This is a genomic window from Parabacteroides sp. ASF519, assembly GCF_000364265.2.
Classification (GTDB): Bacteria; Bacteroidota; Bacteroidia; order Bacteroidales; family Tannerellaceae; genus Parabacteroides; species Parabacteroides goldsteinii.
The window spans coordinates 3964484-3988628 of record NZ_AQFV02000006.1 but is presented as its reverse complement, the minus strand read 5'-3'; the positions used below and the strand labels follow the sequence as shown (position 1 = coordinate 3988628).

Sequence of the window (24145 nt, the reverse complement as noted above, 5' to 3'; positions counted from 1 at the left end):
TATTCGTTAAAACAACATCAACATGAATGACACTATTAGAAAAATGAAACAAAGGAAAGTGCTCATACTCGCTTTGGCCTTCCCCTTGTTTTCACCCTTATCCATGCAAGCCATACAAAGAGCCGACAATGTATGTATGGAAATACAGCAGGATAAGAAAATTGTCGGTGTGAAACAGATCAATCCTACGACTGTTGAACTCCTGTTCTCCGATAATCAGAGAATGGCCTTTGACTTTTATGGAGAGAACATCTTCAGAGTATTTCAGGACGTCAACGGAGGGATCATCCGTGACCCGGAGGCCAAACCGGAAGCACAGATCCTGGTCGATAACCCGAGAAAACCGGTATCTCCGTTAACGCTGAAAGAAGATAATAAGACTATTTCTATCAGCACCAAAGAGATCAGACTGGAACTGGATAAAAGCACTTCCCTGTTGAAGGTGACCAATCTGGCAACAGACAAAGTTGTCCTGGAGGAGGTAAAACCTGTTCTTTATGATAAGGGAAAAACAATCCTTACCTTAAAGGAAAATCCCGGCGAATACTTCTATGGCGGTGGTGTACAGAACGGGCGCTTCTCGCATAAAGGAAAAGCGATCGCTATCGAAAACCAGAACAGCTGGACCGATGGCGGCGTTGCCTCGCCTGCCCCCTATTATTGGTCTACCAATGGCTACGGCTTTATGTGGTACACCTTCAAACAAGGTAAATATGATTTCGGTGCAGCCGAAAAAGGGACAGTAATATTGTCACATGATACCGATTACCTGGATGCGTTCTATATGGTCAATGACGGTGCCGTATCCCTGTTGAACGATTTCTATCAGCTGACAGGTAATCCGGTTTTATTACCGAAGTTCGGTTTCTATCAGGGACACCTGAATGCTTATAACCGCGACTACTGGGTGGAAGACGAGAAAGGTATCCTTTTTGAAGACGGCAAACGTTACAAGGAAAGCCAGAAAGACAACGGTGGTGTAAAAGAATCCCTGAACGGCGAAAAGAACAATTACCAGTTCTCCGCCCGTGCCGTGATCGACCGCTACAAGAACCACGATATGCCGTTCGGCTGGTTATTGCCAAACGACGGTTACGGTGCCGGATACGGACAGACCGAAACATTGGACGGAAATATCCAGAACCTGAAAAGTCTGGCTGATTATGCTCATAAAAATGGTGTCGAAATCGGACTTTGGACACAGTCGGATTTGCATCCGAAACCCGAAATCAGTGCCTTGTTACAGCGTGATATCGTAAAAGAAGTGCGCGATGCCGGTGTCCGTGTTTTGAAGACCGACGTGGCTTGGGTAGGTGCCGGTTATTCATTCGGACTGAACGGTGTGGCTGACGTAGGTCATATCATGCCTTATTATGGTAACGATGCGCGTCCTTTCATTATCTCCCTTGACGGTTGGGCCGGTACGCAACGTTATGCCGGTATCTGGTCGGGCGACCAGACAGGCGGCCAGTGGGAATATATCCGTTTCCATATCCCGACTTATATCGGTTCGGGATTATCCGGACAACCGAATATCACTTCCGACATGGATGGTATCTTCGGCGGAAAGAACCTGGCAATGAACACACGCGATTTCCAGTGGAAGACCTGGACGCCGATGCAGTTGAATATGGACGGTTGGGGTGCCAATGAGAAATATCCGCATGCCCTTGGCGAACCGGCAACATCTATCAACCGCTGGTATCTGAAAATGAAATCGGAGTTGATGCCTTATGCCTACAGCATTGCAAAGGAAGCAGTAGATGGTAAGCCGATGATCCGTGCCATGTTCCTGGAATACCCGAATCAGTATACTTATGGTAAAGCAACCGAATATCAGTTCATGTACGGACCGTATTTCCTGGTTGCCCCTATCTATCAGGAAACACAGGCAGATGAAAAAGGTAACGATATACGCGACGGCATTTATCTACCGGAAGGAACCTGGGTAGACTATTTTACCGGAGAAAAATATGAAGGCAACTGTGTTGTCAACAATTTTGCTTCTCCGTTATGGAAGTTGCCGGTATTTGTAAAGAGCGGCGCCATCATTCCGATGACTAACCCTAATAATAATGTTACCGAGATCAATAAGAACCTGCGCGTTTATGAAATTTATCCGGACGGTAACAGTTCGTTTACTGAATATGACGACGATGGCACGACACAAGCCTATTTGAAAGGTGAAGGTGTAACGACCCGGATCGAATCGGAAGTAGGCAGTAAGAATAATGTAACGATTACAATCCGGCCGGCAGTAGGCAGCTTTGACGGTTTCGTAAAAGATAAAGCAACCGAACTCCGTATCAATGTTTCCGAAATGCCGAAAAAAGTGGCTGCCAAAGTTGGTAAAAACAAGGTAAAGCTGACGGAAGCCCGTTCGATGGACGAATTCCTGAAAGGTGAAAACGTTTATTTCTATGATGCAACACCCAACCTGAACAAGTTTGCAACGAAAGGAAGCGAGTTTGAAAAGGTAACGATCACTAAGAACCCGCAGTTATTGGTAAAGCTCGCTTCTGCGGATATCACAGCGAACGAAACAAGCATCAGCTTTGAGGGTTACAAATTCGATATGGGTAACAGCCACCGTGTTTCGACCGGTACACTGGCCGCTCCTGTTGCACAGGTTACAGATGAAAACCTGGAAGCCTATTCATTGAAACCGACCTGGAATAAAGTGGCAGGTGCCGACTTCTACGAAATTGAATTCAACGATATGTTGTACACGACTATCAGAAATACAGAATTGTTGTTCGACGGACTGGAAGCCGAAACTGATTATGCCTTCAAGATTCGTTCTGTAAATAAGAACGGTTATTCCGATTGGTCTTCCTTCAATGTGAAGACGAAATCGAACCCGCTCGAGTTTGCTATCAAGGGAATCCGGGGTGAAGTGACTGCCGAAGAACAGGGTGGTTTCGAAATCTTCCGTTTGTTCGACTTTGCTGAACTGGGAGACATGTTCCATACGAAATACCGCAAGAATGCTATACCGTTCGATATGATCATCGACTTGCGCACGGTTAACCAGCTGGATAAATTCCATTATCTGTCACGTCAGGACGGCGGTAACGGAACAATGCTGAGAGGTTTCGTCTCTTACAGTATGGATAAAGAAAACTGGATACCGGTCGATTCCTTCAAGTTCGAACGCAACGGTGATGTGAAGATATTCGAATTCAAGGATAAACCGAAAGCCCGCTACATCAAACTGAATGTAACGGAAGGTGTCGGCAATTACGGTTCAGGCCGCGAATTGTACGTCTTCAAGGTACCGGGAACAGAAAGCTACCTGCCGGGCGATATCAACAACGACAAGAAGATCGACAGCAATGACCTGACTTCTTACATGAACTACACAGGTCTGCGTAAAGGTGACAGCGACTTCGATTATGTAAGTGCCGGCGATATCAATCAGAACGACCTGATCGATGCTTACGATATATCCGTCGTTGCCACTCAACTGGATGGCGGCATCGAAGAACAGGATACTGCAAAAGTAGCCGGAACGATCGGGATCAGCGCACCTAAACAGTCCTACAACAAAGACGAGATCGTGGAAGTCAAGGTTACAGGTACAGACCTCAAAGCGGTTAACGCATTGAGTTTCGCTTTGCCGTACGACCAGCAGGATTACGAATTTGTCGGCATAGAACCGTTGAACCTGAAAGTCATGGAGAACCTTACTTACGACCGTCTGCATACAAATGGTCAGAAGGCCTTGTATCCTACTTTCGTTAATCTCGGTGACAAGGAAGTCTTGGAAGGTACAACCGACCTGTTCATCCTGAAGCTGAAAGCAAAACGCAAAGTCAAGTTCAACCTGAAGGCCATCGATGGCATACTGGTTGATAAAGACCTGAATATGTCTAAGTTCTAAGAACTTGCCATAGATAAAATTCAGAATCCCCTGTTTCGGTATAATTGTCCGGAACAGGGGATTTTTTTTATGGCTTAAAATAGTATCTTTGTCTGAACGATATATAAAAACAGAAGACTCTGAATATGGAAATGCTACAGAAAATAAGAAGCGTCATCGTTGAAGATGAATCGGCTGCCCGTGAGGCATTGAAGAATTATCTGGCAAAATACTGTCCGGTCATCGAAGTGGTCGGAGAAGCCCACGACTGTAAATCGGCCGTCCCTTTACTCCATGAACTGGAACCGCAATTGGTGTTTCTGGATGTGGAAATGCCCTACGGCAATGCATTCGACGTATTGGAAGGATGTAAAGACCTGTATTTCGAAACCATATTTGTCACCGCCTTTTCTGAATATTCACTCCGGGCGTTGAACCAGAGTGCAGCTTACTATCTGCTGAAACCGGTCAGCATCGAAGAACTGATCCTTGCCGTAAATAAGGTACAGCAACACATCGTCAACCGGGAGATATTCAATCGCAATCAGATTCTGATTGAAAACATGCGCGAGCCGAAACCGGAGAAGCGCCAGGTGATCCTCCCTACTCTCGAAGGATTTGAAGTGATAAAGATGGAAGATATCATCCGGTTGCAGGGAAACGGAAATTTCACCGACATCTATTTGAAAGATAAAAGCAAGAAGATGGTCTGCCGTTTTCTGAAATATTTCAGCGAGATATTGCCGTTCCCGTTTGTCCGTGTACACAAATCACATATAATCAATCTTCATTGTGTCAGGTCATACCACAAAAACTCCGGCGGTTACATCGTCCTGGAAGATAATACGGAGATAGAAATATCCTCCAGCTATAAAGATGATTTTCTCCGGTTACTGAAATCGCAGTGAAAAAAGTTACAGTTTAACTGTTGCGGTACTCCTGTGGTGTCATGCCGGTATGCCTTTTGAAATATCTGTTGAAGAACGACATATTGTTGAATCCCAGCGAAAAGGCAATCTCCTTGATCGGAAGTTCCGTTGATTTCAGCTGTGCTTTAATGTCCATCATAACAATGGCGGTTATTATTTCGAGCGCCGTCTTTCCTGTTTCCTTTTTTATGGTCGAACAAAAATGGGAAACGGTAACACCCAGATGTTCCGCATAAAAAGCAACGCTCCGTTGTTTCGTATAATTCGACATGACCAGTTTGATAAACTCACGGCACATCACTTTACTGCGTGAATGCAATGCGCTTTTCCACTTGCCGTGATTCTTATACAATTCGGCCGTACCTTGCATAAAAATAGTGAAAACGGATTTAATGATCTCCTTATTCTCCAGCGTACAAGGCAATGAATAAGCATGGATCAACGGTTTGAAGATATCCTGATATAACTGTGAAAGATCTTCCGATAAACAGATGACCGGATTCTCAGCCAGTATAGGAAGTAACCGTACGGTTGTTAAGACCAGGTTATTATTCTCCATGAAATCCTGCGAAAAGCAGGCGTAGAAGAAATGAGCATCCGGAGAAACGTCATTGAGCTGGACGAAACTGTCCGGCGTTAATGTGATAAAATCATCTTTTTTGATTGTGTATTCAGACAGGTTGATTGTAGCATGGACAGAACCTTCTACACAAAATGCAAAAAGCACTGCTTTCATTTTACATGAAAAGCGCACGTAGCGATTCAGCATGTCTCCGGTGATATTGTCGCCTGCAATAAAATCCGTGGGAATGTCAAATATTTGTATGTTTGCCTCCATATTGTCCTGATAAATGATTTTCAAAGATAGCATATTTGAGTTTTCTACACCAATAATCGCAAAAACAGGACATAGAAACCCAATAATAGGTATTGATCGTTCCGTTCAAATCTATGTACTTTGCAAAAGTTTAAACAAAGAAAGAAAAAATGAACCGAAAGAGTTCTCTTTTGTTTTATTCTAGAAAGAGGACATGTATTATCTAATAAAATTATAATTATGGAACTAGAGAAGATCGGAGAAAATGCCGGCAAAGTCTGGCATGTGCTGAATGAAGGAAGAGAGTTGACAATACCAGAACTGAGCAGACGGATTGACCTGAGCCACGAAGATACCACCTTAGCAATCGGATGGCTGGCCAGAGAAAACAAAATTTACATACAACGTAAAAACGGGCAGATATTGGTAAGCAACGGAATACAACAAGGACTATACTTTGGATAATATATCATCAAAAGCGTCAGTAAGGTTCATATGCCTGCTGACGCTTTTTTATTATCCGGCTATTTTATCTCCTGATGTTGCCGGTTATTAATATAGGTCAGTGCCGCACCGATCGCCGTCCGGTATTCTGCATATTCCGGTATCAGGAAATGCCCCCCGTACATTTCTTCCAGCCGGGGAAAAATACTTTCACATTGCGGCAATTTCGTCAGATTCCCGATCAGGACGTAATCATGTATGTCGCTGTTCAGTGCAGCAAGGATCACTGATTGCCCGATGCATTGAAGTACCATGTAAATAATACCCAACGCTACGTCTTCCTGCGATGAATTGGCTCCCGCCTTTCCGAAAGTAGAGGCTGTCGCATCCAGAGGCAGTCCGGGCAAAGGTATATTACAGATATCCTGGATTTGCAGGTTTATAGTCGTTATATCTCCTTTCAGGGCCAGCTTGACAATCTGGTGAAAATCCTGCGTTTTAAGTAGCAGGCGGGATAACCCCAGTATGGTACCCCCACCGATCCCTATACCGCCGATATGTTCGATCAGTGGACCGTCCACTTTTACAAACGAAGTCCCCGTTCCCATACTGACAACGATCAACTTATCCAGCTGCGTCAGATACTGCGCCCCGAGTCCGTTAGTCAGAAATTCATCTGTTTTGGCTGTAGGCAAACCATAGAGCGGCTGATTGATGTATGCACTGCCCACACCGGTGAGCATCACTTTCTCTATGTCGGAAAGGGGAATATCATTCTCATATAAATACTTACCGAAAGCACCAAACAGCGATGTTACCGGGTCGGTTGCCTTGACAAACATGGGATTCCGGATCTCCTTATCGTCGATCCCCACTATTTTGGTAGTGCTCCCTCCTACGTCTATACCAATTACTATGCCCATAATTTTTTTGTTAATATCGGATTCAAAGATACGTGTTCTTACTGAAAATTAGTACCTTCACAGATAATAACTTTAAATGGAGGACCGGATATGTTCGCAGATTTTAATTTTCAACAGATGATAAGTGCTTTCATCGTACTGTTTGCCGTAATCGACATCATTGGTTCCATCCCCATTATCATCAATCTGAAGGAAAAAGGAAAAGACGTGAATGCTTTAAAAGCAACGGTTATATCTTTTATCCTGATGATCGGCTTCTTTTATGCTGGCGATTTTCTCTTGAAACTATTCCATGTGGATATCGAATCGTTTGCTGTGGCGGGTGCATTCGTTATTTTCCTGCTGTCGTTGGAAATGATACTGGATATCGAGATCTTCAAGAATAACGGACCGATCAAGGAAGCCACGCTGGTGCCTCTGGTCTTCCCCTTGCTGGCCGGTGCCGGTTCGTTTACAACCCTGCTTTCATTGAGGGCCGAGTATGCCAGTATCAATATTGTAGTCGCTTTGATACTGAATATGCTATGGGTATATTTTGTGGTGCGTATGACTAAGCAGGTGGAACATCTGCTGGGAAAAGGCGGTATCTATATCATCCGTAAGTTTTTCGGCATTATCCTGTTGGCTATATCCGTCAGGTTGTTTACAGCCAATATCACTCTGTTGATTGAAGCGCTGCACGAGTAAAAAGTTACTATAATAAGGATATTTTCAGATCCTTTTTCATTCAATTCAGCTTGATAGTCAAACTATCTTGTTTTCTTTTTGTTTCTATATACCGGATATTTTATTGAATTTACTTGCATTTTTGCCGAACTAAATCAACAATTATGATGGATATAGAATTTAAGCAGATTTATCCTCCGTTACGCGATTGCGTAAATCGCCTGATCGAGCGGAAGATACAAGCAGGCAGGGACAGGACCGCTGCCAATTACCGAAGTGCATGGAATAAGTTTGTGGCCTACAAAGGTCGTAAAGTAAGGGAACTGACTATTGCAGACCTGACGGCAGGGTTGGTACAGGAATTTGTCATGTGGCTGTTGCAGGATAAGAAATCAAGAAATGATGAACTTAGTCCCGGCAGCCAGGACTTTTACCTGCGCAATCTGAAAGCGATCTATAATAATATAAAAAAAGATCTGCATTATCATGATCCTGCCGGAAATCCTTTTGCGGGACTGCATATCACAGTCCCTTCCACCCGTAAACGGGCTCTTCCCGAGCGTGACATCAAGAGGCTGGCCCGTCTCGATCTGTCTGACAGACCGGAGCAACTGGAGGCTCTTCATCTTTCCCTTTTTCTTTTCTATGCCCGCGGCATGTGTTTCGTAGATGCCTATAAACTGGAACAGGACAATGTGCATTACGGATATATCCAATATAACCGTAGCAAGACACAGGCTGTCCTACAGGTAAAGATCACTTCGGAAATGCACCATATCATGCAGTTGTACAAACGGAAAGATTCTCGCTGGGTATTCCCGTTCCTGCACGAAAAGCTGGTTGGGAAAGGTGTATTGACGGCTCAATCGTCTTTACATCGTGTGAACGAGTATCTGAAAGAGATCGGTGACAGACTGAACCTTCCTTATCCCCTGACCACTTATGTGATGCGCCATAGTTGGGCGTCGCTGATGCTGGAGTCGGGTTCGGAGATAGGGGTTATCAGCCAGTCGCTCGGTCATATGTCTCTGCAAACGACACAAATATATCTGGGGCAGTTATCCAAATCAAAGATGGATAAGGCCTCCGAAGATATGCTGGATCATCTGGTTCGTGGTAGCCGGAAAAAACAACTTCAGGAACCTTCCGAACCCGTACCCGCGCCCCCTGCCCCAGTATCAACCCCTCCTGTTGTAGTCCGGCAACCCCAGCCTTCTTCTGGTAGCAGATGGAAGAATGTACTGACGTCGCTGGCAACGCGGTTGCTGATGTTTGCAACAAGTTGATAATATAAAAGTGTCAAAGGAGGTATGCCATAACCTTGTTTTGTCATGGCGGACTTGATCCGGGATGACAGGGCAGTGAACTTTGGTATACCTCCTCTACTTTTGCAGCCTCTCTAATGTAGACTTCAATCTTTACGTTTTCCTTTACTATTCAGATATTCGAGCAAGCCTTTGCCCGGTTTGAATTTTACACTGTTACGCGATGGAATGGTTACCGGTATGCCTGTTTTGGGATTCCGTCCCGGCCGTTCGCTTTGCGACCATAATGTGAAGGTTCCGAACCCCTGACTGACCATCATCCCTTCATCAATAAGGGCATCCGCAAGTATATTTTCGTAAGTACCGATAAACGTTAGAGCTTCTCTCTGTGAGATAGATAAACGGGCAGCAATTCTTTTAGCAAATTCAATCTTATTCATAACTTAAAAATCAACAATGATATTTTTTATTACATCTACTTCATCAAAAATAGCCACATTCCCATCGGTGATCTCTACACGCACGTCGGCACTGTTGGGACCGGCAATCCTGAATGTAATGTCATAAGAATAATCGCGGGCTATGTTATAGTCGTTCGTGAAGTTTCCTCCCAGGTAAAAAGTATATTTCACTTTTACACCGTCGGTATGTGATGGATCATATTTGTAAATACCGGCCAGTTCAATATAAGTACATCCGGCTAACTTGTCGGACTCACTTCCCGGACCATTTTCTTTCTGATTCTTTCCCTGCTGGGTGGCAGTAGGATAAGTTTTTTCATTTGTCCCTGCTGCCCTATAGGTTGCCATATTTTGAGGAAGGTTATATATTTTAACGGTTGCATCGCCACTTGTTTCATCCTCATTTCTTTTCCTCCTTTTTATTATTTGCCGACTTCGTCTGTCGAAAATTTTACAGTCGTATATTCCAGAATAGCCAGTGAAAGGTCTGTCGGTTCCTGGTCTCCGAAGAATGTCAACGTGAATTCGAACTCGTATGTCATTCCCGGAAGGAATGATTTATATACCTTTGGCCTGTAGGGGAATATTTTATGTGTCAGTTTACCATTTTTCATATAACCTATATTCAGATTGAGTTCGAACTCCAACGGATCGGTTCCTATCAATGGCAGTATCACTAAAGGTGTTGTATTTTCACGACCGGCTTGTACATTATCATTGTTGCCATTAGAGAAGTCTGTCTCACCCAATCCGGCAGTACCTGTTTGTGGAACAGTTTCACCATTGTTCCAGACCGTTTCCCCCATCTGATAGGATAAATTACAGGAGAGCTTAGTAATATTTACTGATGAAACAGCTAATGTTGATACGGAAACCGGTTGGGTACGATTCGCTTGTACCTTTATGACCACATTCGAGCAAAGCCGTGTAAACGGTTCAGGCAAGGTAACCGACATCATGTTTTCGCCAGCCGATGTCGGTTGGACAGAGATGCCTTTGAGGTTTGAATACATAAAATCTTTGCCGTTGGATACTTCGATCAGATTCTTTGCCCCATTAGCTGTTGGATAAAAATCCTGACTATTATAGGATACCAGGTAAATATCATATTCTCCGCGGTAAAGAGTCAAGCCTATATCATCGGCAGCCACAGCAGTACCGGCCTCATTGACTACATAGTCACCCGATCCTATCGGTGAACCATACATATAGGATACGGTTTGTGCCTTTGCGATCCCGTGTCGGGCACGGGAACGGGATAGCTCATTTATTTCTATATTTTCACCTGCCGCGAACCCCGCCTATCAACAGAAAACGGCTTTCCATTCACCGATATTGCGGTCTTCTTTGTTGAAGTCGGCGCCGACTTTGACTAACTGGCGGCCATCGACTGTGTATGGGATCAGATAGCCTTTGTCGTCGATCTGTTGGAGGGCTTTGTCTACCGAACCGTCCAGTTTGAATTCGAATACGTAGATGTAGTCGGTTGTTTTTACCACTGCATCCGCACGCCCTCGGGCACTGCGAACTTCGGCTTCTATATATTGCCCCAACAGTTTGAAGACCAGATAGAAGATTATCTGGTAATGCTGTTCGGTCCGGTCGTTCAGTTCATAGGGAATGTCTGCAAAGAAAGCACGCAGCCGTTCCATAAATGCATCGACATCACCGGCACGCAACTCCTGGCTGAACTTACCGATATAAAACGGAGCATTCGCTTCCGATAAAGACGTATAATACGGTGTGATAAAGTTTAACCATCCATATTCCACTTCGGCATTCGGATAGCCAAGACGGAAAAAGTTGAATTCTGAATCATAATCTTTGATCGTCAGATACCCACTCTGATAAATGATCGGCACCGGGTTCTGAAAATCCGCCCGGTAGTCGGTCAGTGCGGCTGCCGGCACTTCTATGCCGTCCAGCTGGCGCAGATCGTAGTCTGTCTTTTTCAGCATATCGACCAGCATCGTAGGGGTTCCCGTAGCAAACCAATAGCTGCTGAAACGTTTCTGTAGTAATGCATTCAATACACTGAAAGGGTTAAAGATACCCTCTGTCCGGAACTCCGAGAAATGATAGCCGTCGTAACGTTTCGTCAGTTCATTTACTGTTTGTTCGTATGTCAGCTTGTTCATGGCGGCAAGGGCAGCCAGTTCGGGTTGGAAGTCGCGTTCGATTTCTACCTTTGTCATACCGCAAACCGTTGCATAATCGGGAGCCATACTGATATCTATCAGTTGGTTCAGGTTACTGAAAATACCTAGTTGCGAGAACTTTGTCACTCCGGTGATAAATACAAAACGCAGGTAGCGGTCAGCATCTTTCAGGACGGTGTAAAAGCCGGTCAGCATTTCGCGGTAAACGTTGTGCAGGTCATCATTAAATAATGTACGTAACAGAGGTTTGTCGTATTCGTCGATCAGAACGACTACCTTCTCCCCTGTTTTCTCACAGGCTTGTTGGATGATTTGCATGAAACGACCTTCGTAATTAGTTGATTCCTTCTTTTTTGTGATTTCATATTTATCTTCCCAAGCAACCAGGTGATCATCCAGTATTTGTTCCAGGCTCTCTTTCGTTTCGTAGAATTTCGCATTGAGACTCAGATGAAGCACCGGATACACTTTCCATTCTTTCTCCAGTTGTTCGATAGCCAGTCCCTTGAACAGGTCTTTCCGTCCGAGGAAATAAGCTTCGAGCGTGGAAAGCAGCAGGCTTTTACCGAAACGGCGCGGGCGGCTCAGAAAATAAGGTTTGCCGGTCGTTACCATTTTGTAAACCAATGCAGTCTTATCTACATATAGATATCCGTCTTCCCTCAAAGAGGTAAAATCCTGTATCCCTACCGGGAGTTTTCTGATCGGTGTTGTTTCCATGTCTCTGTTGTTTTTAAGCACGAACACAAAGATAAGAATAATATGCTAATGTTGCATATACCAATGGATATAGTAAATAGTTCATTTCTTTCTAAATTGGCACATTGGCACATTATTTCTTTTCTTTATCAATCTCATCATGTCAAAGAACGCTTGTTTTTGCATCGACAGTCGATGCCGTGTTGCACTGGGTGTAAGTGCAACGTTACACTCGATGTCGATGCAACGCTGCACTTGATGTCGATGCAACGCTACATCGACCCACCCAGCAAATCATTCGATTTCAGGACGATCTCCGCTGCCGGAGTCGCCTACCACCAGTTTCGTTGGATATTCCAGGGTACGTGCTTCTTTCAAAGTCGTACTGCTTTGGCTGAACTGTGTGACGATACGCAATGTATAGCTGCCGTTGGCCAACGCCGGAACACGGGCGATCACCTTGCTGGGGTCGTTCTGGGTGAGACGGCGGGTCACTTTGGTCGTTGTGCCGTCGCCAGCAACGAAGAAAACGCCTACCACAGCCTCGTCGCCTGTTATTTTGATGTTATTGCCCGTAATCATAATATCTTCGCTTGCCGTAATCGATCCGTCGAACAGGCCGGTCAGGGTATCGGTAACAAGCCTGATACGGGCCACGTCGGCTTTTGTGCCCATGTTGATCACTTTTACGTTTTTCAAGGCATCGCGAAGTTTCTTCGTCGGAACGATGTCGAATGTCAGTTTGTGGATAGCCGGGTCGAACTGGGCATCCGAGTTCTCGAAAGCACCCAGGTTACGGTCCATGATGACTTTTTTATAGAAAGCACCCGACTCTTGTGTCCAGCTGGCACCTTGATAAGTATGTACTATTCCGCCCCGGGTGGTATTCTGAGCTGCTTCGATAGCCTTGGTCCGGCTAGTAGCATCACCAGCAGTAAAACTCCCAAGTAATGCCGGCACGTAATCTGAAACCCATATATGCCAGCTCCAGAGAGCGATTTTGTCATCCGTACCATATGCGGCTATCAAAGCGTTTCCTCCGTTGGTAACGGGTACTTTCAGATGGATACGTGCATCTTTCGCAATATCTCCATTCGTGAGTTTCACCAGATTACTGTGGTCACTCTCACTTATCGGATAACCCATTACCAGTTCACCACTGGTTCCGGCATCTTTGTTTTGCCAGAGTATTTTCACCTTTTTAATTTCTTTTCCATCCTTGATCGAACCATCGGTTGTCAGTTCGGTATTCCACCCATTCACTCCCGCTTCATGTTTATAGGGGTTAAAGCAGATGTTCGTACCCGGAAGCATCATGAAGCAGTTGGAAGTCGGTTGTTCGTTGGTGCTTTTTACCGGTGTCTGGTCGAGCAACTGGATGCGTGGGTCGTTGACATAGTCGGCCTTATTGATATTGACTGTCCAATGATAGTTGGTATTTTCCAGTAGGTTGAAATCGTCGGTTTCGTTGCCGCCTAAATAGACACGGTAGTAGAGGCGTTCTTTCTTTTCGCTGTTGTCTACCACAAACTCGGCATAAGTGGCTGCTGGGTTGGCGTTCGTCTTATTACGGTAATAAGGGGAATTGGAATAGGAAGATATGCCGCGGGCATTGGCGGGAATCCAAACGGTCTTCGCGCTGTTGGCATTATCCAGTTCTGTTCCTGTCAAGCGGTAATGGGCAGGAACCTGACAGAGTTTGACTTCTTTCAGGGTATAGCCTTTTTGAGTCATGTCCGAGGCAAAAGTCCAGTTTAATTCTACTTTTGTGGCCAGCCGTTTGAGCAACAGGCGGACGTCTTGGCCTGCCGGACTTTCGATTTTACCGGCGGAGGTGATATTGACGTTTTCCAAATAGAGGTAATAAGTCATATTGGCCAGACTGTTACCGATAGCATTGGGCGCAATGGCATTGATATTGCTTTCCTTCGCTTTCACTGTCATGTTCTGCACTTCAGATAATGTTTTACCGGATAGTGATTCGAAATCGGCGGAAGCCCCCCGGGCGACAAGCAAAAGTTTGCATCCGGTTGCCTGCTTCAGGCTAGCTGTAAAAGTTGAACCGACAGTGACGTTACCTAGTGCTTTACCGCCAATCTGCTTTCCACTTCCATCATATTGCCAGATTTCCAGATTGTAGAGTTTGTCAGGAATATCTGTTCCTGATTTGGTCTGCATACCATAAACAGGAACGGCCTCCAAAGCCGAACGGCTGTTGCTACCTGCCTTACTGGTCGGCGAAGCGGTTGCTCCTGCCCCGTCTTCTTCGTCGGCAATACCGAGATTGAGCGTTACTTCCACCGTCTTTCCTTCCGACGGATTTACCGTCGGAGAGTCGATTTTGTCTTCGCAACCTGTGCTTATTAATACCAGTGATAAGAGTGTCATAATAACTCCTTTCGTTTCTAATTTTTGTCCTATACTTGCCATCCTTTTATCATTAATTTACTACATCAAAAGCGCCGTTTTAACATTTCGTCAGAATCTCTTTCTTTTATAAGAAAGAGAGTTGGGACTGACGCTATCCGTGTAATCGTTGTTTTTCAACACATTACACTCTGCAGTAAATCAAAAAACTTCTACGCCCAAAAGGATGGCGTTATTTCAATATTATCAAATTGTAGCAAAATACTACCTGAAAACCTTGCCCCGGTCGTTAAAAGTTGCTACTTTAGCCGCCGATAACGTTAGATTATCAATCATTTTGATACAGTCTCTCTTTCTTATAAAAGAAAGGTATTTTCACTTTTTTCGCTTCCCGTTGAGATTCAAACTGTCGTTCAAACTCTCTGCTTTTTATTTTTACCGTATTTTTCATATACTCTCTTTCCTTTTTTTACGCACATTAACAATCACGTTCAGGCACATGAAAAAGTGGCACAATCTTTCACAGGACTACAAGGCATACCTTTTCTCTTTGATCAGGAGATACAATAGGTGTATAAATTTCTATTAATATATTTTATCAACTTCTCTTGCAGCATTTTCAGGCTCTTATCCATCTTCATTGGTATAAACATTTAATAATTTAGTGATATTAAGCTATGAAGACGTTGAAATTATTTTTAATGGCCACGGGAGTTTTATTTACTTCTTTAACCTTTCAATCTTGTTTGGATGATGATGATAACTATTATTATGGGTATCTAACGCCAAACGCCCTTGTGACAGTAAAACCGGTTAGTGATAACTCATTCTTCCTGCAATTGGATGACTCAACAACATTATTACCGGCAAATCTGACCTCTTCGCCTTACGGAGATAAAGAAGTTAGAGCACTGGTCAATTTCAGTGTAGTAAACGAACCTAGTGAAGGCTATACTAAAGCTGTCCATGTTAATTGGATAGACAGTATTCTGACAAAACAAATCGCTCCGGATCTGGGAGTGGATAACGATTCTGTATATGGAACAGACCCGGTAGAAATGATTAAGGACTGGGTAACAATTGCAGAAGATGGCTACCTGACACTCCGTTTCAGAACATTGTGGGGAGATCGTAGCAAGGCTCATTTCGTAAACTTACTGGTAAGTAAAGATCCGGCTAATCCTTATGAAGTAGAGTTTCGTCACAATGCTTACGGAGATGTCTACGGAACAGAAGGTGACGGATTGGTCGCTTTCAAACTGGATGAACTGCCGGACACAGAAGGTAAGACTGTTAAGCTGAAACTGAAATGGAAATCGTTCAGCGGCGATAAATCGGCAGAGTTTGACTACTGCACTCGTAAATCTACTCCTGCAAAAGTAGAAATTACAGGCGATAAGAGTGTGCTGAATTTAAAATGAATAGTGTAACAGACGAAGCAGATTAAATCTGCTAAAACAAAAATGCTATGTCTCACTTAAGACATAGCATTTTTGTTTACATATAATAATGTCTTTTTTCTATATTAGAAAGAATATCAATTTCTCCAATTAACCCGTATAAGTTTTTCCTGAAAAGGATATTTCACCATTGAATATGACCAGGGAACTGAATCCAACAAAACATCGTAAGGTTTTTCTTCCATTTTCAGGTTCCAATAATCTGACATATCCTCCAATACTCCCTCCCGTCTCAGGAATGTTTCCTGAAAGCCTCTATTAGAAACATTTTTCATTTTACTCCAATTTATCTTTAGGCTGTTCAACAGTTCATCAATTAAAGAAGTTTCTTTACTTGTCAGTTCAATATTGCAAGGCAAGGGATCGGATAGCGGATAATTTAACATTATCTTAAATAACATTAATTCAGAATCTTTTACCTCTAATGAATATGTAGCCAGATACTGTAACAAAAAAATTCCCCGAATCTGCTTTTCTTTATCAATAAACTCTCTACGGGAATCCGCTAAATATCCTAACCGATAAAAAAACATTGGTAAAAAGGGAGTTGTTAAAACGATCCCGGCATTTTTCACTTTAAAAATCTGTGCATTTGAATTTTCCATTGTAATAATTTTTTATTGTTTACGTTCTAACTTATCATATGTGAATTCTATAGTTTCAAGTTCGACTTCATCCTTGTTGTTTTCCAAAAAAGCAGGCGCATCAAGTTTTATCGCATAAGCATCTGTAGTATCTTGTTTTTGTTCTACCATAATTATCGTTCTTATATTAACAATTTAGGTTACAATCTTCGTTTTATTCAATTGTTTTTTAGATCTGTTATTCAACTAATTGTTCCCAACATATTGAAACGAGATAACGCATCTTTTTTATATTGTCTGCCGATAGGGACCGTTTGATCGCCAATATAAAATATATTACCGATATAACCAACGACATGATTCTTGTTGACAATATAAGAACGATGTACCCGGATAAACAAATCTTTCGACAGATGTTGCATTGTATCCGTCAGTGTGTATGCAACTGTCGCTTTAGCACCTGCCTGTAAATAGAAAGTGCAATAACTGCCTGATGCTTCTATATAGAGGATATCACTGAACAATATTTTTCGGAAGTGATCCTGTATTCTGATAAATATACTATCCACTACGTTTTTATCCACACCTCCTACAGCATTGGCAGTAGCCTCCTGTAATGTTCGTTCGTCAAAGTTGAGTGTATTCATTTTGTATCATATTAAAGAGGCTTTATGGGCCCCGGTTATGTATACAAAGGTACTAGGAAAGGGTGTCGGATAGTTCCAATGGATTTCTTATTTAATTTTACATATATTTAATTGATTAACAAGAGACTATGATTATATATCAAATGGTATAAGTTTACGATTTAAGAAAGAAATATATAATTTGAGAATACCTTTGTCAGGACTTCGCCTTCATTTTCTTTCTCCACTGCAAAGGAGGCATATGATGTCGGGTATTGAAAGCCAGATAGAATGATGATGACGTTTGAAAACCGACTAATTCAGAAACATCGATCACCTTTATATCTGAATTCAAAAGTAATATCTCCGCTTCATCCAAACGAAGAGCGGTTACATATTCAGGGAAACGCATTCCCAACTGCTGACTGAAATATAAACTTAACGAAGTCGCATTCATACCCAGTCCACTTGCTAATATTTTAAGTGTCAAATTAGGATCATGCAAGTATTTGGGTGATTTTAATAAACGGATCACCTCCTCTTCTTCTTTTTCCGGAGTAAGTGGAATGGGGATCTCGTTCTTCTGTCTGGTTTTGGTGAAAAAATGGGGTAATAGATAAAAACCTATTTTACGTTTTACAGTCCGGTAAAATACAGATTGATTCAATAGATATCCACCTATAAAAATAGTTGATATATTATATAGAATATTACATACATAACAGGAAGTAAACATACTTATTATAGAAATAAGATAGAAACATAAAAGATAGAATAAGTCCTTTCTAATAAGTTGCATTTGTGGAGTATTATCATCATTTACTCCATTCAAAATACGTGGAAGATAAACTAATAATTGTACAGCTAAAGATAAATAGCAACCAATACGGAAATAGGGCCACCAGGCAGAATTATTGAGTCCGAATTCAGACCAGCTATAAATTAGCTTATCGGGAACCGGATTGAACAAAGTCATCCCGATATAAACGCCGATCAAGACTCCAGGGAGAAGCAGATGCCGTCTCCATTGCCGTGCATCCGGTAACTGGTTAGTTATCCTGAAACGAAAATACAGGTAAAACAAAGGAGTAAGTAATGTGAAAGCCCAACTGTTCACGCAGGGAATAAGAGCGATCTTTTTGAAAAGAAAGAGTCCTTCATACCAGCTATTATAAAAAGAAACTAAACAAAGAACCCATGCTATGGAAGTTAAAAGTATGACCTTTTTGTTATATCTGCTATATTGTAGCAAACAAATCCCGGCAATGATTAAAACAGCCCAGGCGAGTAAGGAGGTACAAATAACTAATATCTTAAATAGTAGTAATGACATAATAAACTTGTTGGTCACAAATGTACTGACTAAAGTTGAGAAATGCAGCTTTCTTTGATTTTTTTATCCTCAGACAATAATTGTACAAAATAAAATAACTTATTTTGTGCTGCCGTAAGGCTTTAATGCTAGGTTATCTATAAGGTGAGAAGATGAGTAAGATTTGTTGTACGAAAGCTTTAGGGGTACTATTTTTCATCTTTTGTTCGTTGATAATTAACGGGCAAGAACAATTGGCACCATCCGACACTCTCCGTAACGTCCGGCTTCGGGAGGTGGTTGTCACAGCAACCCAGCCTGATGCCCCCGGTACCAGTTCATTGATTGGTCAGGATGCGATCCGCCATATACAAGCTACCGACCTGTCTGATCTGTCCCAATTATTGCCTGGCGTACTTACCCGCAATCCCGATTTGAATTCTCCGGCAGTTTTTACGATCCGCAGTGCTACATACGAGAATACGACAAATGCATTGGGAACAGCCATACTGGTGGATGGAATGCGAATGAACAATAATATGAATATGCAGCAGCTCGGGCTTGAAGGGCAAGGCAGTCTCTTTAACAGTTCGGTCCTTTCCGGATTTGATGTACGTTCGATTTCTCCGGCTTCCATCGAGTCTGTAGAGGTAATACGCGGTGTACCTTCTGCCCGCTATGGGGATGCTACCAGCGGCATAGTACTGGTAAACTCAAAGGCTGGGGTGCAACCCTATGCAGTGGGACTCCGCTTCACGGCTACTGAAAAACTGGCTTCCATAAGTAAAGGAATGGAAATTGGAACTCATGGAGGCATTCTCCATCTGGGAGCAGATTATGCACTTTCATCACAAGATCCCCGGTTACCGGAACAGACATTTCAACGGGTAGGTGTTCAAATTGCTCATGCGAAAGATTTTGAAACAGCAACACTCCGTACTAATTTGCGGGGATACTGGATACAGGATAAAGGAGGCGGAGGACGTAATACGATTGACGGAGAATATCAGAAAGCCTTCAACCGAGGTTTCTCCTTTTCGGCAAACGGCCGGTGGGATTTGAACAAATCCTGGATTTCGAATCTCGAGTATCATGCCGGGCTGACTTACAGTTGTCAAAAGAACAAATCGAGCACATACTATTCGGGGACGCAGCAAGTTACTACTTATACCCGCTTGCCGGGTGAACAGGCGGGCGTCTTTTTGGCACCCAACTATTTCAGTGACCTTTCGGTAGAAGGGAAACCTTTATCTGCGGATGCTTCACTTACGGCAAATCTCAGGAATACGCTATATAATAATGTATATAATCATTTCATGGCAGGTGTGGAAATAGGAACGGAAGGTAACCGTGGAGAAGGCATTCGGTTTGATCCGCTCCGTCCGACATTGGAAATGCTCCGGATGCGTACCCGCTCTTTTAGCAGCATTCCTTTCGTACATCAATATACAGCCTTCACTGAAGATAAAGTCACTTTCCATTCAGGAAAGATGCGGACTGAGCTACAGCTGGGTGTACGTCTTACCAAACTGCAAACAAAGGCGTTACACTATGCTCCGGCAGCAGACCCGCGTATCAATGTGAGGCAAATCCTGGTGGAACGGAAAGACGATGCTATGCTGAAACATCTCAGTATACGTGCCGGTTGGGGATTGATGCATAAGATGCCCGTATTGGCGTATTTATATCCGGACAAATCCTATACCGATCAAAACTGCTTCACTTATAATGACATAGAGAACGGCGAACGGCTGACCGTAATGCATACTTTCGTGACCAGCCGGACTTTTAATCCTGATCTGCGCCTGCCGGTAAACCGGAAATTTGAATTAGGACTTAATTTACGACTCGGACAAATGACAGCCGATGTCGTATGGTTCAGGGAGCATCTTCGCAACGGGTTCAGCACGACAGAGCAAGCTGAACCGTTTACATACCGCCGTTACGATCAGTTGATCGGCAGGGGAGAACATCCCGAACTGACCTCCGATGGCATAGTGAACAACGGGAAACCTCTCTCCTACACTACTCATGCGACTTTTGCCACTTACACCTCTCCTGAGAATGGTATCGAGCAATTGAAACAAGGTATCGAATATACGCTCGACGTAGGACATTGGAACTCTTTGCATACATCGCTGCTTATCAGCGGCAGCTATCTGAATCTGCATGAAAAGAATACCGCCCTTTCGGCCATATATCCACAGGCAGATTTTAATGGCAAATCATATCCGTACGTTGGCATTTACGAATCGGACCACTTTGCTTCCAACCTGCGGATATGGAAACAATTCAATACCCGCTTCCAGTTCATTACCCAATTACCCCGCATCGGTCTGATCACCACGTTGACATTACAAGCCGTATGGATGGATAAACAACGCCGTAGCATGGAGAGTAATTACAATAATCCCGTTTATCTGGTTGATGATAACGGAAACCGGATAGATGGAGATCCGATGACCGACACCGAGCACCATAAACATCTTAACCCGGTATATTATATGGATAGCGAAGGCGTACAGCATCCGTTCACTCCGGAAATGGCAAACGATAAACGTTTCGCAGACCTGGTGCTGGATGCAGGGACAGAGACCCGGTATCAGGAGGATTCGTTCGGTCCTTATTTCCTGCTGAATCTCCGGGTGACGAAAAATATAGGCCGCTATGTATCGGTGGCTTTTTGTGCCAATAATTTCACACAATCGAATCCAAAGAAATATACCCGCAGTACACAACAGTATACGATTCAAAATCCCGGTTTATATTATGGAGCCGAGATGACGATCCGGTTTTAAAAGAGTTTTAATATCGAAAACAAATATCAAATGAAAAAAGGTTTTTACTTATTACTTGTTTTAGTATTCTTCCTTGCTTCCTGTTCGGAAGATGGGAATCGTTCTTCCAGTGTTCATATTCAGCTGTTACCTCCCGAAGGTTATTCCACGTTGCCTTATGAAGAGATGGAAGTAACACTGACCAACAAAGATCAGGGAACGGTGTATTCTTTGCATTGTTCATCGACAGGACAAGCTTTATTTAGTGTTGAACCTGGTTACTACGCTGCTTCGGTACATTATCAGGCTGCTTCCGGGCTTGTTTTTAGCGGAAGAATAGAATCATTATCGCTGCTCTCTGACCAGGATGAAGCGCAAGGGGTTATAGAACTTCCTCTGTCGTTGGCTAAAACCAGTGCCCTCGTTATTAAAGAGATTTATTTTGGAGGTTGCAAGGGATTGAATAACGAAGAATATAAGGATGACCAGTATGTAACCTTATATAATAATTCGGACCAGACAATCTATCTGGATGGTTTGTGTCTCGGTATTGTAGATCCGGGTAATAATCTAGAATCCCCTTGGATGAACTATACGGATATGAAACGGATTCCGGTAAATGATCTGACCTGGCAATTTCCGGGAAGTGGCAAGGAATATCCTTTGGCACCGGGAGAAGAAATAACCATCGCCACGAATGCGGTGGATCACACGAGTGGCGAATATCAGCATGCCAATTCCGTAGACCTGTCCGGAGTCGATTGGGGATTCTGGGATGTTTCTCTTGACCGGCAAACAATTGCAGCCGGTGTAAAACCGATGACGTTGCTTGCCAATCTGAATCCGTCATTGGTGATGTATTCCCTCCCTGTTTTTGGTCCTACGTTTATGGTGTTCAGTTTGCAGGATTCTCCGGAAGAATATGTGCAGGACCCGGATAACCGTAAACCACGGCCCAAAGCGTCGAATCAGGAAAAACGTTATCTGATGGTTCCTCAGGAATGGGTAATAGACTGTATAGAATGCGTGAAGGATGTCAATTCTCCTAAACGAGTACCTAATGGGCTCGACAATGGGAAATGCTATATTCCAGGCGACCGGTATTCAGGCCGGTCGATTATCCGGAAGAAAACAGGAACGACAGACGGACGTGCTGTTTATCAGGACACGAATAACTCAGCCGAAGATATGGAAGTAACTTTAGCTACTCTAAAAACAAAATAAAGGCATGAGAAGCCGGGAAATACTGTTCGGATTATTCCTTTCGTTATCAATGACGGTTTCCGCTCAAACCGATACGTTATCTATACCTTCTACAGAAGAAGTGTACAGACAAAACTACTGGTTGACCGGAACTAATCCTGTGGGATTGTCGTTCAACCGTTTCCGCTCTTTCTCAGTAGCGGAAGCGAGTTATAGCCATCATAAAGGGAATTTTGGCAACGTCAGTATTCCGGCTTCAGCGGATATATACTCTGTGTATAGCGAATCATTTCAAACGGTGGACAAAGTTTCGATTTATGGAAAGATAGGCTATACACAGTTTCAGAATCGGCAACAGAACTGGAATGGGATGACAGGCGATTACTGGCAAGCCGTGAACTTGTGTGATTCCATTAGTGGAAAACAGCGTTCGGAAGAGTATCAGTTAGCCGGTGGCTTTTCCCTGCCGGTCCATCCGCGCTGGTTGTTGGGAGCAAAAGCAGATTATCGGGTACAACTGACTGCAAAAGACACTGATCCGCGAAATAAAAACCAGTGGATGGAATGGCGACTTACTCCGGGAGTAGGATACTTGTACGGAAACCTGCACCTGGGCGCCTCTCTGCTTTATGTTCGCCGAAAGGAAACCGTTAATTACCAGAATATGGGAAGCCATACCACTTATCCTGTCCTGGTCGCTTATCCCCTTGGATTCTTTAAAACCTTATCATGGGGTGAAAATGTAAACTGGTATTATTCAGGACAGGAGGTTGGCGGAGCTTTACAGCTTCATTTCAACCGTGGTTCTTTCCAATTATATCAAGACATTAGCGGAAGTGCTGCATGGCAGACTGTAGAGAGTGACCGTATAAAAAATAAAAAAGAAGGCGAAACGGATAGCTGGCAGGTGGAGTACAAAGGTAAATTGCAAAAAGTATGCCCTGACCACAAGCATGAATGGGAATGGTTAGCTACATTTAATCATGCTGATAACTTTGACCCGTTACAACATCAGGTGGAATACAATACCTGGCAATCGGACGGTAGGTTACTTCGTTCTACCCGACGCACAAGCCGGTATGCTCTGACCTACGGATATTATCAGTTGCGTGATGCCTGGCATTCCCGTTTCTCTATCCTTTCAGGAATTACGTATCGTCAGGCAAAAACGGCTCTGCTGTTTTATCCGGCGGAATACACGCAACCGATTCATCGATTTACAGTCCATACTACGTTTGTTCAAAATATTTTATTGCCGGATGCATCCCTCGATTTATCTCTGGGTGGTCAGTATGGAAAAGGTGGAGGAACGATCATGGATGAGAAACAGTTATCTCCTGGTGAAAATGCTCCGGAAATTACGCTATGGCAGAATCACAGCAGATTACAACAGATGTTCGATTATGAAACAATGTCACGTTGGGGGGTACATTCTTCTATTACATATACACGATCAACATCTTTTCGTTGGTTCATTCAGTTGGCTTTTGATTTTGAAAAGACGCCTGATAATACGATTTATACCGATTCAAAAAAAATAACAGCTAATATTGGTTTGTTATTTTAAATAGAATGTGTAGTTTTGGCAAAC

At 43.4% G+C, this 24145-nt stretch carries 20 protein-coding genes; 9 read left to right on the top strand and 11 right to left on the bottom strand.

Annotation, left to right across the window (positions count from 1 at the left end; all coding sequences use genetic code 11):
- Positions 1 to 22 precede the first annotated feature (22 nt).
- Together C825_RS15690 and C825_RS15685 are read left to right on the top strand one after the other, a co-directional pair.
- On the top strand, positions 23 to 3883 hold the full coding sequence (locus C825_RS15690; protein ID WP_010803158.1) for a TIM-barrel domain-containing protein: 3861 nt from the start codon (positions 23 to 25) through the stop codon (positions 3881 to 3883).
- Between the two features lie 125 nt (positions 3884 to 4008).
- Positions 4009 to 4770 (top strand): LytR/AlgR family response regulator transcription factor, encoded by a 762-nt coding sequence (locus C825_RS15685; RefSeq protein ID WP_007656631.1) that lies wholly within the window; start codon positions 4009 to 4011, stop codon positions 4768 to 4770.
- 13 nt (positions 4771 to 4783) lie between these two features.
- On the opposite strand, the gene C825_RS15680 is transcribed toward C825_RS15685, so the two are convergent.
- Positions 4784 to 5662, bottom strand: coding sequence for a helix-turn-helix domain-containing protein (locus tag C825_RS15680; protein ID WP_007656633.1), 879 nt, complete (start codon positions 5660 to 5662; stop codon positions 4784 to 4786).
- A gap of 186 nt (positions 5663 to 5848) precedes the next feature.
- Here C825_RS15680 and C825_RS15675 point away from each other — a divergent pair, with 186 nt between their 5' ends.
- Positions 5849 to 6073, top strand: coding sequence for a winged helix-turn-helix domain-containing protein (locus tag C825_RS15675; protein WP_007656634.1), 225 nt, complete (start codon positions 5849 to 5851; stop codon positions 6071 to 6073).
- 59 nt (positions 6074 to 6132) lie between these two features.
- Here the strand turns inward: C825_RS15675 and coaW are convergent, their stop codons facing one another.
- On the bottom strand, positions 6133 to 6975 hold the full coding sequence (gene coaW, locus C825_RS15670) for a type II pantothenate kinase (RefSeq protein ID WP_010803157.1): 843 nt from the start codon (positions 6973 to 6975) through the stop codon (positions 6133 to 6135).
- A 90-nt stretch (positions 6976 to 7065) separates the two neighbouring features.
- Between coaW and C825_RS15665 the strand changes: the two genes are divergently transcribed.
- Entirely contained in the window at positions 7066 to 7662 is a 597-nt protein-coding gene (locus C825_RS15665; RefSeq protein WP_007656636.1) for a MarC family protein, read from the top strand.
- A 143-nt stretch (positions 7663 to 7805) separates the two neighbouring features.
- Positions 7806 to 8927: a tyrosine-type recombinase/integrase gene (locus tag C825_RS15660; RefSeq protein WP_224265145.1), complete on the top strand. Its 1122-nt coding sequence runs from the start codon at positions 7806 to 7808 to the stop codon at positions 8925 to 8927.
- 125 nt (positions 8928 to 9052) lie between these two features.
- Here the strand turns inward: C825_RS15660 and C825_RS15655 are convergent, their stop codons facing one another.
- From C825_RS15655 to C825_RS15635, 5 genes are all read right to left on the bottom strand, one after another.
- Positions 9053 to 9346, bottom strand: coding sequence for an HU family DNA-binding protein (locus C825_RS15655; RefSeq protein WP_007656638.1), 294 nt, complete (start codon positions 9344 to 9346; stop codon positions 9053 to 9055).
- 3 nt (positions 9347 to 9349) lie between these two features.
- Positions 9350 to 9715: a DUF4906 domain-containing protein gene (locus C825_RS15650; RefSeq protein ID WP_010803155.1), complete on the bottom strand. Its 366-nt coding sequence runs from the start codon at positions 9713 to 9715 to the stop codon at positions 9350 to 9352.
- Between the two features lie 74 nt (positions 9716 to 9789).
- Positions 9790 to 10575 (bottom strand): fimbrillin family protein, encoded by a 786-nt coding sequence (locus C825_RS15645; protein ID WP_010803154.1) that lies wholly within the window; start codon positions 10573 to 10575, stop codon positions 9790 to 9792.
- A gap of 96 nt (positions 10576 to 10671) precedes the next feature.
- Positions 10672 to 12246: a PD-(D/E)XK nuclease domain-containing ATP-binding protein gene (locus C825_RS15640; protein WP_010803153.1), complete on the bottom strand. Its 1575-nt coding sequence runs from the start codon at positions 12244 to 12246 to the stop codon at positions 10672 to 10674.
- A 273-nt stretch (positions 12247 to 12519) separates the two neighbouring features.
- Positions 12520 to 14655, bottom strand: coding sequence for a DUF4469 domain-containing protein (locus C825_RS15635; RefSeq protein ID WP_162201416.1), 2136 nt, complete (start codon positions 14653 to 14655; stop codon positions 12520 to 12522).
- 614 nt (positions 14656 to 15269) lie between these two features.
- On the opposite strand from C825_RS15635, the gene C825_RS15630 reads away from it, so the two are divergent.
- Complete coding sequence (locus C825_RS15630) at positions 15270 to 16013, top strand: NigD1/NigD2 family lipoprotein (protein ID WP_010803150.1); 744 nt, start codon at positions 15270 to 15272, stop codon at positions 16011 to 16013.
- A 116-nt stretch (positions 16014 to 16129) separates the two neighbouring features.
- Here C825_RS15630 and C825_RS15625 read toward each other — a convergent pair whose 3' ends face one another.
- The 4 genes from C825_RS15625 to C825_RS15610 form a co-directional block, all read right to left on the bottom strand.
- Complete coding sequence (locus C825_RS15625; protein ID WP_007656660.1) at positions 16130 to 16657, bottom strand: contractile injection system tape measure protein; 528 nt, start codon at positions 16655 to 16657, stop codon at positions 16130 to 16132.
- 12 nt (positions 16658 to 16669) lie between these two features.
- Positions 16670 to 16807, bottom strand: a complete 138-nt coding sequence (locus C825_RS15620; protein ID WP_010803149.1) for a hypothetical protein — start codon at positions 16805 to 16807, stop codon at positions 16670 to 16672.
- Positions 16808 to 16878: 71 nt separating this feature from the next.
- On the bottom strand, positions 16879 to 17283 hold the full coding sequence (locus tag C825_RS15615) for a LytR/AlgR family response regulator transcription factor (RefSeq protein WP_010803148.1): 405 nt from the start codon (positions 17281 to 17283) through the stop codon (positions 16879 to 16881).
- 196 nt (positions 17284 to 17479) lie between these two features.
- A complete protein-coding gene (locus C825_RS15610) occupies positions 17480 to 18595 on the bottom strand; it encodes a helix-turn-helix transcriptional regulator (RefSeq protein WP_010803147.1) in 1116 nt (371 codons plus the stop codon).
- 152 nt (positions 18596 to 18747) lie between these two features.
- On the opposite strand from C825_RS15610, the gene C825_RS15605 reads away from it, so the two are divergent.
- Genes C825_RS15605 through C825_RS15595 form a run of 3 tightly spaced genes read left to right on the top strand, consistent with a single transcriptional unit; the run spans position 18748 to position 24121 of the window.
- Entirely contained in the window at positions 18748 to 21372 is a 2625-nt protein-coding gene (locus C825_RS15605) for a TonB-dependent receptor plug domain-containing protein (protein ID WP_010803146.1), read from the top strand.
- Positions 21373 to 21402: 30 nt separating this feature from the next.
- Complete coding sequence (locus C825_RS15600; protein ID WP_010803145.1) at positions 21403 to 22575, top strand: DUF4876 domain-containing protein; 1173 nt, start codon at positions 21403 to 21405, stop codon at positions 22573 to 22575.
- 4 nt (positions 22576 to 22579) lie between these two features.
- Positions 22580 to 24121 (top strand): DUF6850 family outer membrane beta-barrel protein, encoded by a 1542-nt coding sequence (locus tag C825_RS15595; RefSeq protein ID WP_010803144.1) that lies wholly within the window; start codon positions 22580 to 22582, stop codon positions 24119 to 24121.
- Positions 24122 to 24145 lie beyond the last annotated feature (24 nt).

Coding starts and splice junctions, on each gene's coding strand:
- C825_RS15690 (WP_010803158.1), top strand. CDS start 23: ATGAATGACACTATTAGAAAAATGAAACAAAGGAAAGTGCTCATACTC.
- C825_RS15685 (WP_007656631.1), top strand. CDS start 4,009: ATGGAAATGCTACAGAAAATAAGAAGCGTCATCGTTGAAGATGAATCG.
- C825_RS15680 (WP_007656633.1), bottom strand. CDS start 5,662: ATGCTATCTTTGAAAATCATTTATCAGGACAATATGGAGGCAAACATA.
- C825_RS15675 (WP_007656634.1), top strand. CDS start 5,849: ATGGAACTAGAGAAGATCGGAGAAAATGCCGGCAAAGTCTGGCATGTG.
- coaW (WP_010803157.1), bottom strand. CDS start 6,975: ATGGGCATAGTAATTGGTATAGACGTAGGAGGGAGCACTACCAAAATA.
- C825_RS15665 (WP_007656636.1), top strand. CDS start 7,066: ATGTTCGCAGATTTTAATTTTCAACAGATGATAAGTGCTTTCATCGTA.
- C825_RS15660 (WP_224265145.1), top strand. CDS start 7,806: ATGATGGATATAGAATTTAAGCAGATTTATCCTCCGTTACGCGATTGC.
- C825_RS15655 (WP_007656638.1), bottom strand. CDS start 9,346: ATGAATAAGATTGAATTTGCTAAAAGAATTGCTGCCCGTTTATCTATC.
- C825_RS15650 (WP_010803155.1), bottom strand. CDS start 9,715: ATGGCAACCTATAGGGCAGCAGGGACAAATGAAAAAACTTATCCTACT.
- C825_RS15645 (WP_010803154.1), bottom strand. CDS start 10,575: ATGTATGGTTCACCGATAGGATCGGGTGACTATGTAGTCAATGAGGCC.
- C825_RS15640 (WP_010803153.1), bottom strand. CDS start 12,246: ATGGAAACAACACCGATCAGAAAACTCCCGGTAGGGATACAGGATTTT.
- C825_RS15635 (WP_162201416.1), bottom strand. CDS start 14,655: ATGGCAAGTATAGGACAAAAATTAGAAACGAAAGGAGTTATTATGACA.
- C825_RS15630 (WP_010803150.1), top strand. CDS start 15,270: ATGAAGACGTTGAAATTATTTTTAATGGCCACGGGAGTTTTATTTACT.
- C825_RS15625 (WP_007656660.1), bottom strand. CDS start 16,657: ATGGAAAATTCAAATGCACAGATTTTTAAAGTGAAAAATGCCGGGATC.
- C825_RS15620 (WP_010803149.1), bottom strand. CDS start 16,807: ATGGTAGAACAAAAACAAGATACTACAGATGCTTATGCGATAAAACTT.
- C825_RS15615 (WP_010803148.1), bottom strand. CDS start 17,283: ATGAATACACTCAACTTTGACGAACGAACATTACAGGAGGCTACTGCC.
- C825_RS15610 (WP_010803147.1), bottom strand. CDS start 18,595: ATGTCATTACTACTATTTAAGATATTAGTTATTTGTACCTCCTTACTC.
- C825_RS15605 (WP_010803146.1), top strand. CDS start 18,748: ATGAGTAAGATTTGTTGTACGAAAGCTTTAGGGGTACTATTTTTCATC.
- C825_RS15600 (WP_010803145.1), top strand. CDS start 21,403: ATGAAAAAAGGTTTTTACTTATTACTTGTTTTAGTATTCTTCCTTGCT.
- C825_RS15595 (WP_010803144.1), top strand. CDS start 22,580: ATGAGAAGCCGGGAAATACTGTTCGGATTATTCCTTTCGTTATCAATG.